This is a genomic window from Streptomyces triticirhizae (assembly GCF_003696235.1).
In the GTDB taxonomy this organism is placed as follows: Bacteria; Actinomycetota; Actinomycetes; order Streptomycetales; family Streptomycetaceae; genus Streptomyces; species Streptomyces triticirhizae.
Map to the genome: position 1 here is coordinate 1 of NZ_RFFJ01000183.1, position 12,415 is coordinate 12,415.

The following is a 12,415-nucleotide window of genomic DNA, read 5'->3' on the forward strand; positions in this document are numbered from 1 at the left end:
CGCCTGCGCCAGCGGGACGCCGCCCCCGCCGAGGCTGCCGCCGTCGGCCGGGGGCAGGCGGGTGCCCGCCGGGGGCGTGGGGTCGGGGCGCTGCACCGGGGGCGCAGGGGCCCAGGGCCCCGGCTGGCCGTAGGGCGGCGTGCTGTACGGGTCCTCGCTGGCGGAGACGGGCTCCGCCGACTCGCTCCGGCCGGGCCGGGACGAGGGCTCGGCCCCGCGGAGCCCGGCGCCGCCCTCGGTGGCGTCCTCCGGGGAGGCCAGGCCGTCGGGGGCACTGCCCCGCCGCTCGACGCCGTTGCCCTTGTCCATGGCAGCCGTCCCCATCGTGTCCGCGTCATCCTGCCTACGGGGTCGCATTCAACCAGGTCGTGGACCTCAGCGCGGACTCACGGCGCCCAGCGCGCTGGAGCTGGTGTGCTCGGGGCGGAGCGGGCCTATGACCGGCTCGGCCGTGGTCGCCGGGGGCGTCGCCCGGGGCACCGGCGAGGCGCCGTGCGCCGCCGGGAGGCTGCTGCCGAGGAGGGTGAACTGCCGGCCCGTGGGCGGCGCGGTCGCGCCGACGTCGGCGACCGGCAGCACCCGCGCCACGCTCTGCTGCCGCTGCGCGTCCTCCTCCGCCCTGGCGCCCATCGGGCGGGGCGCCAGGCCGGCCGAGGTGCCGCTGCCGGCGGCCACCGCGCTGGACGCGGCGGAGCTGCCGGTCGGGCTGGCGACGCCGGAGACGGCGCCCCCGATGGCGAAGGCCGCCAACGAGACCGCGCCGGCGGCGGCGAAGGCGATGCGATGGCCGCGAGGAAGCCGGGCAGCCACCGGCTCGTGTATGCGGAAGCCGGCGGAGCCGCCGGAGCCGCCGCCCAGCGCGGGGGCGGCGGGAGTCAGCAGCGAGGAACGCCCTCGGCCTCCGGGCATCAGGTCCAGGAGGAGGCCACCGGAGCGTTTGGGAGGGGTGCCGGCCTTCGGCGGGCCGGCCTCTCCCGGCGGGGTGGGCCCGGGGCCCCGAGGTCCGGCGTCCAGGCCGCTGTCGGCCGGAACGTTCTGGAGGCGGGCGAGCAGGCCGGCCGAGAGCGCCGGCGGCGGGCTGGCGGCGAAGGCGCTCTTCAGGGCGCGCTGCGCCTCCACCTCCGCCTTGCAGTGGGCGCAGGTGGCCAGGTGGGCCAGCACGCGGTCCCTGCTGTCGTGCGAAAGCTCGCCGTCCACCAGGGCGGCGAGGCTCTCCCCCAGATGCCGGTCGGCCGGGTCCGTTTCGGCGGTCGAGGTCACTCCATCGCGCCTTCCACTGATCCCGGGGCTCCGGGCGCCACGGCCAGGGCCGGCTCGGCGGACGGGAGCGACGCCTCGGGCCCGGCGGGCTGGGCCGCGCGGGAGCCGCGCTCCTCGGGCGAGCGGTGGCGCAGCGCCTTCCGCAGGTGGGAACGGCCCCGGTGGATGCGGCTGCGTACGGTGCCCAGCTTCACGCCGAGGGTGGTGGCGATCTCCTCGTAGCTCAGGCCCTCGATGTCGCAGAGGACCACGGCCGCGCGGAAGTCGGGGGCCAGGGTGTCCAGCGCCTGCTGGACGTCGGCGTCGAAGTGGGTGTCGTTGAAGTGCTGTTGCGGGGTGGGCTCGCGGCTGGGCAGCCGGTCGGCCGCGTCCTCTCCGAGGGCGTCGAACCTGATCCGCTGCTTGCGGCGGACCGAGTCGAGGAAGAGGTTGGTCGTGATCCGGTGCAGCCACCCCTCGAAGGTGCCCGGGGTGTAGGTCGACAGGGAACGGAAGACCCGCACGAAGACCTCCTGGGTGAGGTCCTCGGCGTCGTGCTGGTTGCCCGTGAGGCGGTACGCCAGACGGTAGACCCGCGCGCTGTGGGTGCTGACGATCTCCTCCCAGGTGGGAGGTGCCCAGCCCTGGCTGTCGGCGCCCGCGCTGAAGGTGGCCACGGCGTTGGTGGTGCCGTCGGCTGACTCGGTGGTGGCCTGCGCTCGGTCGCTGTCAGCGTTGTCTGTCACGGAATTCGGCCCGCCGAAGGACCGCCGGATGCGTGTGAGCACCCCCCGGCCGGTGGACGCGGCCGCACCTCCCCTGTCGGCTCTGGTGGTGTCCAGTGGAGCCCCTACCATAGCCACCTCGCCCGTTAGCTCCGGATAAGCATTTGCTGGCCGGCCATGCCTTCGACCGGGTCGTCGAGTGGTCTCGACTCCGCCGTCAGTACCGCCGTCGTCTTACGACCAACGTCAGAGCCGGGCGTCCGGTTCCCGCCCGAAGTCGATACAGTCAAGGCGCGTGACAGACGGGGACAGGAGAGGGCCATTACCGGCAACCGGCTGACGAGCTGGGCGTTCGCCGAGGCGTATGGCGCACCGGACGCCGAGAGCGCCGAGGGGACGGCGCTGCGCTGGGCCCGCGAGCGGGCGCGCGAGGCCGGAGTGCGCGCCGTCTCCCCCGGCACCGGGGACGCGCTGCGGCTGCTGGCCGCCGTCTCCGGCGCGCGGGCCGTGGTGGAGATCGGCACCGGCACGGGGGTCTCGGGGATTCACCTGTTGACCGGGATGCGATCCGAGGCGGTGTTGACCACCGTGGACACCGAGCCGGAGCGGCAGCAGTTCGCCCGGCAGGCGTTCCGGCTGGCGGGCTTCGCCGCCAACCGCACCCGGATCATCCCGGGTCACGCGCTGGACGTGCTGCCCCGGCTCACCGACGGGGGCTACGACCTGGTCTTCTGCGACGGCGACCGGCTGGAGTACCTGGAGTGCCTCGCAGAATCGTTGCGGCTGCTGCGTCCCGGCGGACTGGTCTGCTTCGCCGGGGTGTTCGCCGGCGGCCGGACGGTGGACTCGGCCGCCGCGCCCACCGAGGTGCGCCGGCTGCGGGAGCTGCTGCGCGCGGTGCGCGAGAGCCCGGAGCTGACGCCGGCGCTGCTGCCGGTCGGCGACGGGCTGCTCTGCGCAGCGCGGGTCTGAGCCCGCGCCCGAACGAGGCTCCGGATCGGCCCCGAACGCGACGTGGCGCCGCCCCGGAAACATGTTCCGGGGCGGCGCCACAGGGTCAACGCGGAACGCGGCGGCGTCAGCCGGTCACCTTCTTCAGCTCCTCGTCGAGTGCGACCGCCTCGTCCGGGGTCAGCTCGACAACGAGTCGGCCACCGCCTTCGAGCGGAACGCGCATGATGATGCCCCGCCCCTCCTTGGTCACCTCAAGCGGACCATCGCCCGTCCGCGGCTTCATGGCCGCCATGCTCGTTCCCCTTCCTGAACCAGCTCGTCGCAGCCGATGACGCGAGCGCCCTCGGCGTCGAACACATTGCTTGCCTTCATTATCCCGCATGAATGGGTCCCGTGACCAACATTGGGCGGTCTCCCTTCGGCAACGCACACACGCAAAACCACTCAATTCGGGGATCGCCCGCGATACCACGGTTCTTCGGGGGCGTTCTCGGGGTCAGGGGGACTCGGGAGGTTCGTCCGACTCCCCGGGTGCGCCGCCGCCTCGGTGGCCGGCCGTGAGGCGGGCGTCGGCCGGGAATCCACCGGGCGCGAAGGGCGAATCGGCGGGGCATTCCGATCGGGGCGACCGGATTCGACCGGCCGGCGGCCTCAGTCCCGCTCGCCCCCGCGCCGCGCCGCCTCGTTCCTCGCCTGTTCCAACAGGTGCCTCAGGTCGGCGATCCGGGCGTCCCGCTCGGCGAGTTCGGCGGCGACCCGGTCCAGCACGTCGTCCACCTCGGCCATCCGGTAGCCGCGCGGGGCGACCGGCAGGCGGACCCGGATCAGGTCGGCGGGCGCCAGCGGCCGGTCCAGCGGCAGCGGATCGGCCGGCCGGTCGGGCTGGACGTCGCGCAGCCCGCCCGTGGCCGGGGCGCCCGTGCCGTCCCCGCTGCTCAGCACCGCGAGCGTGACCGCGGCGATCACCACCACCATCGCGACCATCAGAAACCAGAACACCGCTGCTCCCCTGTGAGTCCTCCCCCGGAGTCTCGCACGCGGAATGACCGGGCGGGGCAGGTAGGTTCGAAGGTCGGGCCGGAAGAGCCCGAGAAGACCCGAGAAGATCACCGAGAACAACCCGAGGGAGAGCTGAGCCGGATGTTGCGCCTGGGCACACGGGAGTTCGCCACCCACCAGCCGGTGATCATGGCGATCGTCAACCGGACCCCGGACTCGTTCTACGACCAGGGCGCCACCTTCGCCGAACGGGCCGCCCTGGAGCGGGTCGCGCGGGCCGTCGACGAGGGCGCGGACATCATCGACATCGGCGGGGTCAAGGCCGGTCCTGGCTCGGAGGTGGACGCGGCGGAGGAGATCCGCCGCACCGCCGGCTTCGTCGCCGAGGTCCGCCGTCGCCACCCCGACGTGGTGATCAGCGTGGACACCTGGCGGCACGAGGTGGGCGAGGCGGCCTGCGCCGCCGGCGCCGACCTGCTCAACGACGCCTGGGGCGGCGTCGATCCACGCCTGGCCGAGGTCGCCGCCCGGCACCGCGTCGGGCTGGTCTGCACCCACGCCGGCGGCGCCAGGCCGCGCACCCGCCCCCACCGGGTGCGCTACGACGACGTGCTGGCCGACATCCTGCGGGTCACCGTCGGCCTGGCCGAACGGGCGGTGGCGCTCGGCGTGCCGAGGGAGAGCGTGTTGATCGACCCGGGGCACGACTTCGGCAAGTCGACGCGGCACTCGCTGGAGGCGACCCGGCGGCTGGACGAGATGACGGCGACCGGCTGGCCGGTGCTGGTCTCGCTCTCCAACAAGGACTTCGTCGGCGAGACCCTGGACCGGCCGGTGAAGGAGCGGCTGCTGGGGACGTTGGCCACCACGGCGGTCTCCGCCTGGCTGGGCGCCCAGGTCTACCGGGTGCACGAGGTGGCGGAGACCCGTGAGGTGCTGCGGATGGTGGCCGCCATCGCCGGCCGCAGCGAGCCGGCGGTGGCCAGGCGCGGCCTGGCCTGAACCGCCGGCGGCCGCCGGGCCGTTCAGGAGCGTTCGGGGCCCTTCAGGGCTTGGTGACCAGCCGGATGGCCTCGTCCACGTCGTCGGTGATCTGGAACAGCTCCTCGTCGCGCGCCGACGCCTTGCCCTGCGCGATCACGGTGTTCCGCAGCCAGTCGGCCAGCCCGCCCCAGTAGGCGGAGCCGACGAGCACGATGGGGAAGCGCGTCACCTTCTGGGTCTGCACCAGGGTCAGCGCCTCGAACAGCTCGTCCATGGTGCCCAGGCCGCCGGGCAGCACCAGGAAGCCCTGGGCGTACTTGACGAACATGGTCTTGCGGACGAAGAAGTAGCGGAAGTTGATCCCGACGTCGACATAGGGGTTGAGGCCCTGCTCGAAGGGCAGCTCGATGCCCAGGCCGACGGAGACCCCGCCGGTCTCACTGGCGCCCAGGTTGGCGGCCTCCATGGCGCCGGGGCCGCCGCCGGTGATCACCGCGAAGCCCGACTCGGCGAGGCCCTGCCCGATCCGCCGCGCCAGCTCGTACTCGACGCTGCCGGGCGGGGTGCGGGCCGAGCCGAAGACACAGACGGCCGGCCCGAGTTCGGCGAGCGCGCCGAAGCCCTCGACGAACTCCGACTGGATGCGCAGCACCCGCCACGGGTCCTGGTGGACCCAGTCGGAGGGGCCCCTGGAGTCCAACAGCCGCTGGTCGGCGGTGCCGGTGGTCACCTGCTGCCGGCGGCGCACCACCGGCCCGAGCCGCTGCTCGCGTGGCTGGCCGGCCTCCACCGGCCGCTCGGCGTACGGCTCGTCGCCGGGGGCGTGTGCGCTCCCGCTCATCGCGCGCTCCTCACCTGTGATCTGTGGTCGTTCGCTTCGCTGTGCTCCCGGCCGGGCGGCGCCCGCCGGGTCCCTCGGCCCCCGCTGGGCGAGGGGAGGTTCAGCCGCCCAGCCAGGCGCGCAGCCGGGCCTCGCAGGCCAGCACGGCCTCGGTGGCGACCCGCTCGTCCTGCCGGTGGGCCAGACTCGGGTCGCCCGGGCCGTAGTTGACCGCCGGCACTCCAAGGGCGCTGAACCGGGAGACGTCCGTCCAGCCAAACTTGGGGTAAGGAACGCCGCCGACCGCGTCCAGGAACGCCCGCGCCGCCGGGTGGGAGAGGCCGGGCAGCGCGCCGGGCGAGTGGTCGTCGACCACGAACTCGGCGACGCCGCAGTCCGCGAAGACCTCGTGGACATGGGCCAGGGCCCGCTCCTCGTCCAGGTCGGGCGCGTAGCGGTAGTTGACGGTGACCGTGCAGGAGTCGGGGATCACGTTGCCGGCGACGCCGCCCTCGACGCGGACCGCGTTGAGGCCCTCGCGGTACTCCAGGCCGTCGATCTCGACCCGGCGCGGCCGGTAGGCGGCGAGCCTGGCCAGCACCGGGGACGCGGCGTGGATCGCGTTGACCCCCATCCAGCTCCGCGCCGAGTGGGCGCGCTGGCCGGGCAGCCGCAGGTGCACCCGCAGGGTGCCCTGACAGCCGCCCTCCACCTGGCCGTTGGAGGGTTCGAGCAGCACGGCGAAGTCGGCGGCCAGCCAGTCGGGGTGGGCGGCGGCCAGCCGGCCGAGGCCGTTGCGCTCGGCCTCGACCTCCTCGTTGTCGTAGAAGACGAACGTCAGGTCCCGGTTGGGCCGGGGAACGGTGGCGGCGATCCGCAGCTGCACCGCGACGCCGGCCTTCATGTCGCAGGTGCCCAGGCCCCAGAGCACGCCCTCGTCGTCCAGCCGGGACGGCAGGTTGTCGGCGACCGGCACGGTGTCGAGGTGGCCGGCGAGCACCACCCGCTGGTCCAGGCCGAGTTGGGTGCGGGCCACCACGTTGTTGCCGAAGCGGTCGACCCGCAGCCAGGGCAACGCGGCGAGCGCCTCGGCCACCGCGTCGGCCAGCGGCTCCTCGGTGCCGCTGACGGACGGGATGTCCACCAACCGGGCGGTCAGCGCCGCCGCGTCGAGGTCGAGGTCGAGTCGCGGTGCGGGGGCCGTGGTCTGCGTCGCCGGTCGTTCCATGGGGTCACGGTACCCGCGCCGGAAGGGCACCGGGTCCCAGCGGTTACCCTCGTCGCGTGCCCGAACGGACGACCACCTCGCGACGCCGACGCCGCCTGGTGCGCGGTGCCTCCGCCACCCTGGTGCTGCTGGGCGTGGGCGTCTATGCCCTGGTGCACTACGAGTCGGGCAGCCGGAGCGAGCCGCACTGCGCGGTGCGCGGCGAGGACCCGGACTCCGAGCCGCACACGCTGAGCCCGGCGCAGGCGGCGAACGCGGCCGTCATCGCGGCCGTTGGCACCTCGCGCGGGCTGCCGGAACGGGCGGTGACGATAGCCATCGCGACCGCGATGCAGGAGTCCAGCCTGCGCAACCTGGACTACGGCGACCGCGACTCGCTGGGCCTCTTCCAGCAGCGGCCGTCCATGGGGTGGGGCAGCGAGGAGCAGGTCACCGACCCGGTGTACGCGGCGGGGGCGTTCTACGACAGGCTGGTCGAGATCCCCGCGTACGAGGAGCTGCCGCTGACCGAGGCGGCCCAGGAGGTGCAACGCAGCGCCTTCCCCGACGAGTACGCCAAGCACGAGGACAACGCCACGCTGCTGTCGGGGGCGTTGACCGGCCGGGTGCCGGGGGCGCTGAGCTGCGTGACGGGCAACGATCCGCGGGCGGGCGACCCGGCGGAGCTGGAACGGGAGTTGGCGGCGGACTTCGCCGGGCGGGCGACGGTCGAGCGCTCGGAGGGCTCGGGGTCCGACTCGGGTTCGGGCTCGGGAGAGTTGACGGTCGCGCTGGCCGAGGCGGGCGGCGAGGCGACCTCCGACCCCGGCTGGGAGTTGGCGCACTGGCTGGTCGCCAGGGCCGGGCAGTTGGGGGTGTCCGAGGTCAGCTGGGACGGGCTGCGCTGGGAGTCGGCGCGCTCGGACGACGGCTGGCGCGAGGACTCCTCCGCCGACGGCGACGGTGCGGCCGCCACCGACGATTCCGGGGAATCCGGTAATTCCGGGGGGAATTCGCGCGGGACGGTCCGCCTTTCGCTCGTCACCAGCACTGAGTGACCGAACGAATACGTCCAGCGTTAACGTCGATCGGAACGGGCGTGGCGACGACCCAACTCCGTTCGTTCCCAGGGTTTTTATGGGCGCGGTTCGGTGTCGTTCGGGTCGGTGCGGCGCGACGGTTTTCCGGCGGCTTCGGAATTCCCTCCCGGAGGGCTCAGGACAGCTGACGGGCTATCAAACGACCGGCCGACGGATTACCGATTCTTTACCGTCGCCGGCCGCAACCCCGCGCCGCCGACGGTCGATAGGCACGTGCGGACACCGCGTCCGCGTCCGTTCCCCCTCACGAGGAGAGAAGCTCATGTCACGTCCCGTACGGCACACCCTGGTTCGGGCGGCGCTCTGTGGAGTGGCCGGCGCCGCCGGCCTGTTGGGCACCGCGCCGGTCGCCCAGGCCGCCAGCCCGGCGGCCACCACGCCCGACGCCGGCGAGGCGGACTTCGTCGGCGAGACCGTCAACGGCCTGGGCCGGTCGGCCGTCGGCGTGGTCAACGAGGCCGGCGCCGACGTCGCCCCGAGTCTCCGCGAGGGAGCCCGCGTGGGCGGCACGCTGCTGACGGGCATGACCGCCCGCTGAGCGCGGCCGAGGGCGCGCCTCCCCGGAACGTCTCAGGAGAGGCGCGCCACCGCGCTGGCGACGCGCTCGTCGGTCGCGGTGAACGCGACCCGGACGAACCGCTCGCCCGCCGCGCCGTAGAACTCGCCGGGCGCCACCAGGATGCCGAGCTTGCTCAGCTCGGCGACGGTGTCCCAGCAGGGCTCGTGCCGGGTGGCCCACAGGTAGAGCGACGCCTCGCTGTGCTCGACGGTGAAGCCCCGCGCGGTCAGCGCCGCGCGCAGCGCCGCGCGGCGCGCGGCATAGCGGGCGCGCTGCTCGGCCACGTGCTCGTCGTCGCCCAGGGCGACGGCCATCGCCGCCTGCACCGGCGCCGGCAGCATCATCCCGGCGTGCTTGCGCAGGCCCAGCAGCTCGCCCAGCACCTCGCGGTCGCCGGCGAGGAACGCGGCCCGGTAGCCGGCGAGGTTGGAGCGCTTGGAGAGCGAGTGCACCGCGACCAGGCCACGGTGGTCGTCGCCGCAGACGTCGGGGTGGAGCACCGAGACCGGGTCGGCCTCCCAGCCCAGCTCCAGATAGCACTCGTCACTGACGACCAGCACCCCGTGCTCCCGTGCCCAGGCGACGACGGCGCGCAGCTCGGCGACGTCGAGGACCCGTCCGGTCGGGTTGGACGGGGAGTTGAGCCAGAGCAGCCGCAGGCCCTCGGGGTCGAGTTCGGTGGGCGAGCCCCGGTAGGGCACCGGCTCGGCGCGGGCGATGAGGGCGCCGACCTCGTAGGTCGGGTACGCCGGCTCGGGGTAGGCGACGCGGTCGCCGGGGCCGAGGCCCAGCTGCGAGGGCAGCGAGGCGACCAGCTCCTTGGAGCCGATCACCGGGAGAACGCCCCGGTGGTCGAGGCCGACCGCTCCGGTGCGGCGGGCGCACCAGTCGACGATCGCGTCGCGCAGCGCCGGGGTGCCCCAGACCGTCGGGTAGCCGGGGCTGTTGGCGGCGTCGGCGAGGGCCCGGCGCACGAGGTCGGGCACCGGGTCGACCGGGGTGCCGACCGAGAGGTCCACGATGCCGTCCGGGTGCGCCGAGGCGGTGGCCTTGTGGGGCTCAAGTCGGTCCCAGGGGAAGACCGGCAGGCGGGCGGAGACGGCGGACGGCACGGGGTGGCACTCCTCGCTCGGGAGTCCTCGGCGGCGGATGCCGCGCGGGGACTCACGTCGGAACCTGGGGCAGAACCTCAGGGGGAACCTCGGTGCGGACCTCGACGGGCACGGTCGTTCGTCGGGCCGAGGACCGGAAGAGCGGAACGGCCCCGGTCCCCCGAGGCCGTTCCCTCACTCGTCGTGGCTCTGCGGGGGCAGGGCGGCGATCAGCGGGTGGTCGCGCTCGATCAGGCCCAACTTGCTGGCCCCGCCGGGGGAGCCCAGCTCCTCGAAGAACTCGACGTTGGCCTTGTAGTAGTCCTTCCACTCGTCCGGGGTGTCGTCCTCGTAGAAGATCGCCTCGACCGGGCAGACCGGCTCACAGGCTCCGCAGTCCACGCACTCGTCGGGGTGGATGTAGAGAGCGCGCTGCCCCTCGTAGATGCAGTCGACGGGGCACTCCTCGATACATGCCTTGTCCTTGAGATCAACACAGGGCTCGGCGATCACGTAGGTCACGCTGTCAGTCCTCCTCGTCATGGCGGCCGGTCCGCCTGGCGCACGTGGGCGCGGCATCGCTGATGCTCGGACCCTAGTATCGCCGCTGGACAGCGATGCGCACACCTGAGGGGGGTTTGCTAGGGGTATGGAATTTCGCGTGAAGGCCCGGCTCGAAGTCCGGATCACGGCGGCTGACGTGGGCAAACGGGTCTCGGTCCGGTCCCTGACCGGGAACGGCGACGGGGCGGCCACGTTCACCGACACCCTGGGAATTCTCAGCTCGTGGACGGACGGGGTGCTGTCGGTGACCCGGCGGACCGGGGAGACGGTGCGGCTGGCCGAGTCGGCGCTGGTCGCGGGGAAGGTGGTGCCGGCCGCTCCGGCGCGGCGGCGGGGCGTACCGGCGGCCTCCGTCGAGGAGTTGGCGGCCGTGGCCGCGCGCAGCTGGCCGGCGCCCGAGACGGAACGGCTCGGCGGCTGGCTGCTGCGGGCCGGCGCCGGCTGGACGAACCGGGCCAACTCGGCGATCAGGCTCGGCCCGGGCGAGCCCGAACGCGAGCGGGTGGTGGCCTGGTACGCGGCGCGTGGGCTGCCCGCCAGGTTCCAGCTGACGACGGGCGCCGAGGGCACGGACGAGCGGCTGGTCGCCGAGTTGGACGCGCTGGGGTGGACCGCCGCCGCTTTCACCGCCCAGCTCGTCGGGGCGTTGGCGCCGCTGGCCGACCGGGAGCCCGACGCGCGGGTGGTGGTCGGCCGGGAGCTGACCGAGGGCTGGCTGGCGGCCAACCCGTCGGCGCTGCGCGATCCGGCCACCGCGCGGCGGGTGTTGACGGGCGGGCCGCTGGTGCTGTTCGGGGAGGTGCCGGCCGGCCGGGGCGAGCCGCCGGCCGCCGTGGGGCGGTGCGTGGTGGACGGCCGGTGGGCGGGCTTCAGCTCGATCGAGGTCGACCCGGCGCACCGCCGGCGCGGCCTGGCGACCGCGCTGATGGCGGAGTTGGCGCGGGCGGCGCTGGCGGAGGGCGCCTCGGCGGCCTGGCTCCAGGTGACGACCCGGAACGCGGCGGCCGGTGCGCTCTACGACCGGCTGGGCTTCGCCGAGCACCACCACTACCACTACCGGACGGCGCCCGCCGGTTGAGGCGGGCGCCGTCCGGGCGGCGGTGAACGGGCGGGGCCGAACGGGCGTGCTCAGCCCAGGGTGGCGCCCTCGACCTCGGCGATCCTGCGGTCGGGGCCCTCGTTGGCGACGGCCGGCTCGCGGAGCACCGGGATCAGCGCGGCGGCGGCGTGCTCGGGGGTCATCTCGACGAGGCCGCTGCCGGCGTCGATCATCACCCCGTCGAAGGTGCTGCCGTACAGCTCGGCCAGCCCGTCGGGGTCGATCACCGGCTGGAGGTTCCCCTGGTCGCTGGGCTCCATGCTGAGCACCCCGCTCAACGTCTGCTGGCTGATGGGGAGTTCGATGCCGGCGGCGGAGAGCCACACCCAGCCGGACATGGCCGGCTCGCCGAACTCCTCCAGCGCCTGCTGCACCTGCTCCTCGCCGACCAGCGGCTCCCGCGTGGTGACCGGGAGTTCGACCGGCTGGTTGGGGCCGCCGGCGGCGCGCTCGCGGAACGCGGCCTCGACCGAGTCGGCCGCGGCCGCCGGGTCGGTGGCCGAACCTGCCTGCCCGGCCCGGCCGATGGCCTGGCCGTTCTCGAACACGACGGTGCCGTCCACGGGTCCGGTGCCGCCGGCGCCCGAGGTGAGGTCCTCCAGGGCGACCGTCAGCTTCTCCCGGTCCACGGAGAAGACCGCCTCGGCCTCCCGGCTCGTTCCGAAGAGCGAGCCGATCACGGAGACCGGGCTGTAGTCGGTGCCGGAGGCGCCACGGGCGGTGGCCTCGGTGTCGACGGCCAACCCCGCGACGGTGGGCTTGAGTTCGACCTCCTGCCCGTCGATCACCAGGATCAGCGGCTCGTTGTTGGCCGCGTCCAGGCGGGTGTCCAGGAGGCCGTGCGCCTCCTCGGTGGACATGCCGCCGATGTCGATGCCCAGCACCTCGGTGCCCTTGGGCACGTCCTCGGGGTTGAGGAAGAGGCCGGCGCCGTAGGCGACGACGCCGACGCCGACCAGCGCGATCACCAGCAGCTTGACCTTGGAACGTCCGCGCGGCGCCGGCTTGGGCGCGGACGTCTGGGCGGGCGGGGGCTCGTCGCCCTCCGGCGGGCGGGGCCCGGGCGGGGGAACG

13 protein-coding genes and 2 pseudogenes are annotated in these 12,415 nt (G+C 74.2%); 5 read left to right on the forward strand and 10 right to left on the reverse strand.

Annotation, left to right across the window (positions count from 1 at the left end; all coding sequences use genetic code 11):
• The 3 genes and pseudogenes from EBN88_RS24105 to sigE form a co-directional block, all read right to left on the reverse strand.
• Positions 1 to 309: pseudogene (locus EBN88_RS24105) on the reverse strand (hypothetical protein); the annotation flags it as partial.
• 66 nt (positions 310 to 375) lie between these two features.
• On the reverse strand, positions 376 to 1,260 hold the full coding sequence (locus tag EBN88_RS32095) for an anti-sigma factor family protein (protein ID WP_122399174.1): 885 nt from the start codon (positions 1,258 to 1,260) through the stop codon (positions 376 to 378).
• On the reverse strand, positions 1,257 to 2,096 hold the full coding sequence (gene sigE / locus EBN88_RS24115) for an RNA polymerase sigma factor SigE (RefSeq protein ID WP_122399175.1): 840 nt from the start codon (positions 2,094 to 2,096) through the stop codon (positions 1,257 to 1,259). Before sigE ends, EBN88_RS32095 begins: the two co-directional genes overlap by 4 nt.
• 45 nt (positions 2,097 to 2,141) lie before the next feature.
• Here sigE and EBN88_RS24120 point away from each other — a divergent pair, with 45 nt between their 5' ends.
• Positions 2,142 to 2,936 (forward strand): O-methyltransferase, encoded by a 795-nt coding sequence (locus EBN88_RS24120; RefSeq protein WP_122399176.1) that lies wholly within the window; start codon positions 2,142 to 2,144, stop codon positions 2,934 to 2,936.
• Between the two features lie 106 nt (positions 2,937 to 3,042).
• On the opposite strand, the gene EBN88_RS24125 is transcribed toward EBN88_RS24120, so the two are convergent.
• Both EBN88_RS24125 and EBN88_RS24130 read right to left on the reverse strand, forming a co-directional pair.
• The gene (locus tag EBN88_RS24125) at positions 3,043 to 3,210 is read right to left on the reverse strand and encodes a DUF3117 domain-containing protein (RefSeq protein WP_019434894.1); all 168 of its coding nucleotides are present in this window, start codon (positions 3,208 to 3,210) and stop codon (positions 3,043 to 3,045) included.
• A 359-nt stretch (positions 3,211 to 3,569) separates the two neighbouring features.
• Positions 3,570 to 3,917 (reverse strand): DivIVA domain-containing protein, encoded by a 348-nt coding sequence (locus tag EBN88_RS24130; protein ID WP_122399177.1) that lies wholly within the window; start codon positions 3,915 to 3,917, stop codon positions 3,570 to 3,572.
• A 141-nt stretch (positions 3,918 to 4,058) separates the two neighbouring features.
• On the opposite strand from EBN88_RS24130, the gene folP reads away from it, so the two are divergent.
• A complete protein-coding gene (gene folP, locus EBN88_RS24135; RefSeq protein WP_122399178.1) occupies positions 4,059 to 4,919 on the forward strand; it encodes a dihydropteroate synthase in 861 nt (286 codons plus the stop codon).
• A 43-nt stretch (positions 4,920 to 4,962) separates the two neighbouring features.
• Here the strand turns inward: folP and EBN88_RS24140 are convergent, their stop codons facing one another.
• Positions 4,963 to 5,742, reverse strand: a complete 780-nt coding sequence (locus EBN88_RS24140; RefSeq protein ID WP_122399179.1) for an LOG family protein — start codon at positions 5,740 to 5,742, stop codon at positions 4,963 to 4,965.
• A 100-nt stretch (positions 5,743 to 5,842) separates the two neighbouring features.
• A complete protein-coding gene (dapE, locus tag EBN88_RS24145; RefSeq protein ID WP_122399180.1) occupies positions 5,843 to 6,949 on the reverse strand; it encodes a succinyl-diaminopimelate desuccinylase in 1,107 nt (368 codons plus the stop codon).
• A gap of 56 nt (positions 6,950 to 7,005) precedes the next feature.
• Between dapE and EBN88_RS24150 the strand changes: the two genes are divergently transcribed.
• Together EBN88_RS24150 and EBN88_RS24155 are read left to right on the forward strand one after the other, a co-directional pair.
• Complete coding sequence (locus EBN88_RS24150) at positions 7,006 to 7,986, forward strand: heavy metal transporter (RefSeq protein WP_122399181.1); 981 nt, start codon at positions 7,006 to 7,008, stop codon at positions 7,984 to 7,986.
• 304 nt (positions 7,987 to 8,290) lie between these two features.
• A complete protein-coding gene (locus EBN88_RS24155) occupies positions 8,291 to 8,566 on the forward strand; it encodes a hypothetical protein (protein WP_147472826.1) in 276 nt (91 codons plus the stop codon).
• A 32-nt stretch (positions 8,567 to 8,598) separates the two neighbouring features.
• Here the strand turns inward: EBN88_RS24155 and dapC are convergent, their stop codons facing one another.
• The gene (dapC, locus tag EBN88_RS24160; protein ID WP_122399183.1) at positions 8,599 to 9,699 is read right to left on the reverse strand and encodes a succinyldiaminopimelate transaminase; all 1,101 of its coding nucleotides are present in this window, start codon (positions 9,697 to 9,699) and stop codon (positions 8,599 to 8,601) included.
• Positions 9,700 to 9,873: 174 nt separating this feature from the next.
• Positions 9,874 to 10,200, reverse strand: a complete 327-nt coding sequence (gene fdxA / locus EBN88_RS24165) for a ferredoxin (RefSeq protein WP_122399184.1) — start codon at positions 10,198 to 10,200, stop codon at positions 9,874 to 9,876.
• A 127-nt stretch (positions 10,201 to 10,327) separates the two neighbouring features.
• Here fdxA and EBN88_RS24170 point away from each other — a divergent pair, with 127 nt between their 5' ends.
• Entirely contained in the window at positions 10,328 to 11,320 is a 993-nt protein-coding gene (locus EBN88_RS24170) for a GNAT family N-acetyltransferase (protein ID WP_122399185.1), read from the forward strand.
• Positions 11,321 to 11,370: 50 nt separating this feature from the next.
• Here the strand turns inward: EBN88_RS24170 and EBN88_RS30790 are convergent.
• Positions 11,371 to 12,415 (reverse strand): annotated as a pseudogene (locus EBN88_RS30790) (hypothetical protein); the annotation flags it as partial.

Bases quoted from the DNA above. Each gene is read 5' to 3' on its own strand.
- sigE (WP_122399175.1), bottom strand. From the start codon at position 2,096: ATGGTAGGGGCTCCACTGGACACCACCAGAGCCGACAGGGGAGGTGCG.
- EBN88_RS24120 (WP_122399176.1), top strand. From the start codon at position 2,142: ATGCCTTCGACCGGGTCGTCGAGTGGTCTCGACTCCGCCGTCAGTACC.
- EBN88_RS24125 (WP_019434894.1), bottom strand. From the start codon at position 3,210: ATGGCGGCCATGAAGCCGCGGACGGGCGATGGTCCGCTTGAGGTGACC.
- folP (WP_122399178.1), top strand. From the start codon at position 4,059: ATGTTGCGCCTGGGCACACGGGAGTTCGCCACCCACCAGCCGGTGATC.
- EBN88_RS24140 (WP_122399179.1), bottom strand. From the start codon at position 5,742: ATGAGCGGGAGCGCACACGCCCCCGGCGACGAGCCGTACGCCGAGCGG.
- dapE (WP_122399180.1), bottom strand. From the start codon at position 6,949: ATGGAACGACCGGCGACGCAGACCACGGCCCCCGCACCGCGACTCGAC.
- EBN88_RS24155 (WP_147472826.1), top strand. From the start codon at position 8,291: ATGTCACGTCCCGTACGGCACACCCTGGTTCGGGCGGCGCTCTGTGGA.
- EBN88_RS24170 (WP_122399185.1), top strand. From the start codon at position 10,328: ATGGAATTTCGCGTGAAGGCCCGGCTCGAAGTCCGGATCACGGCGGCT.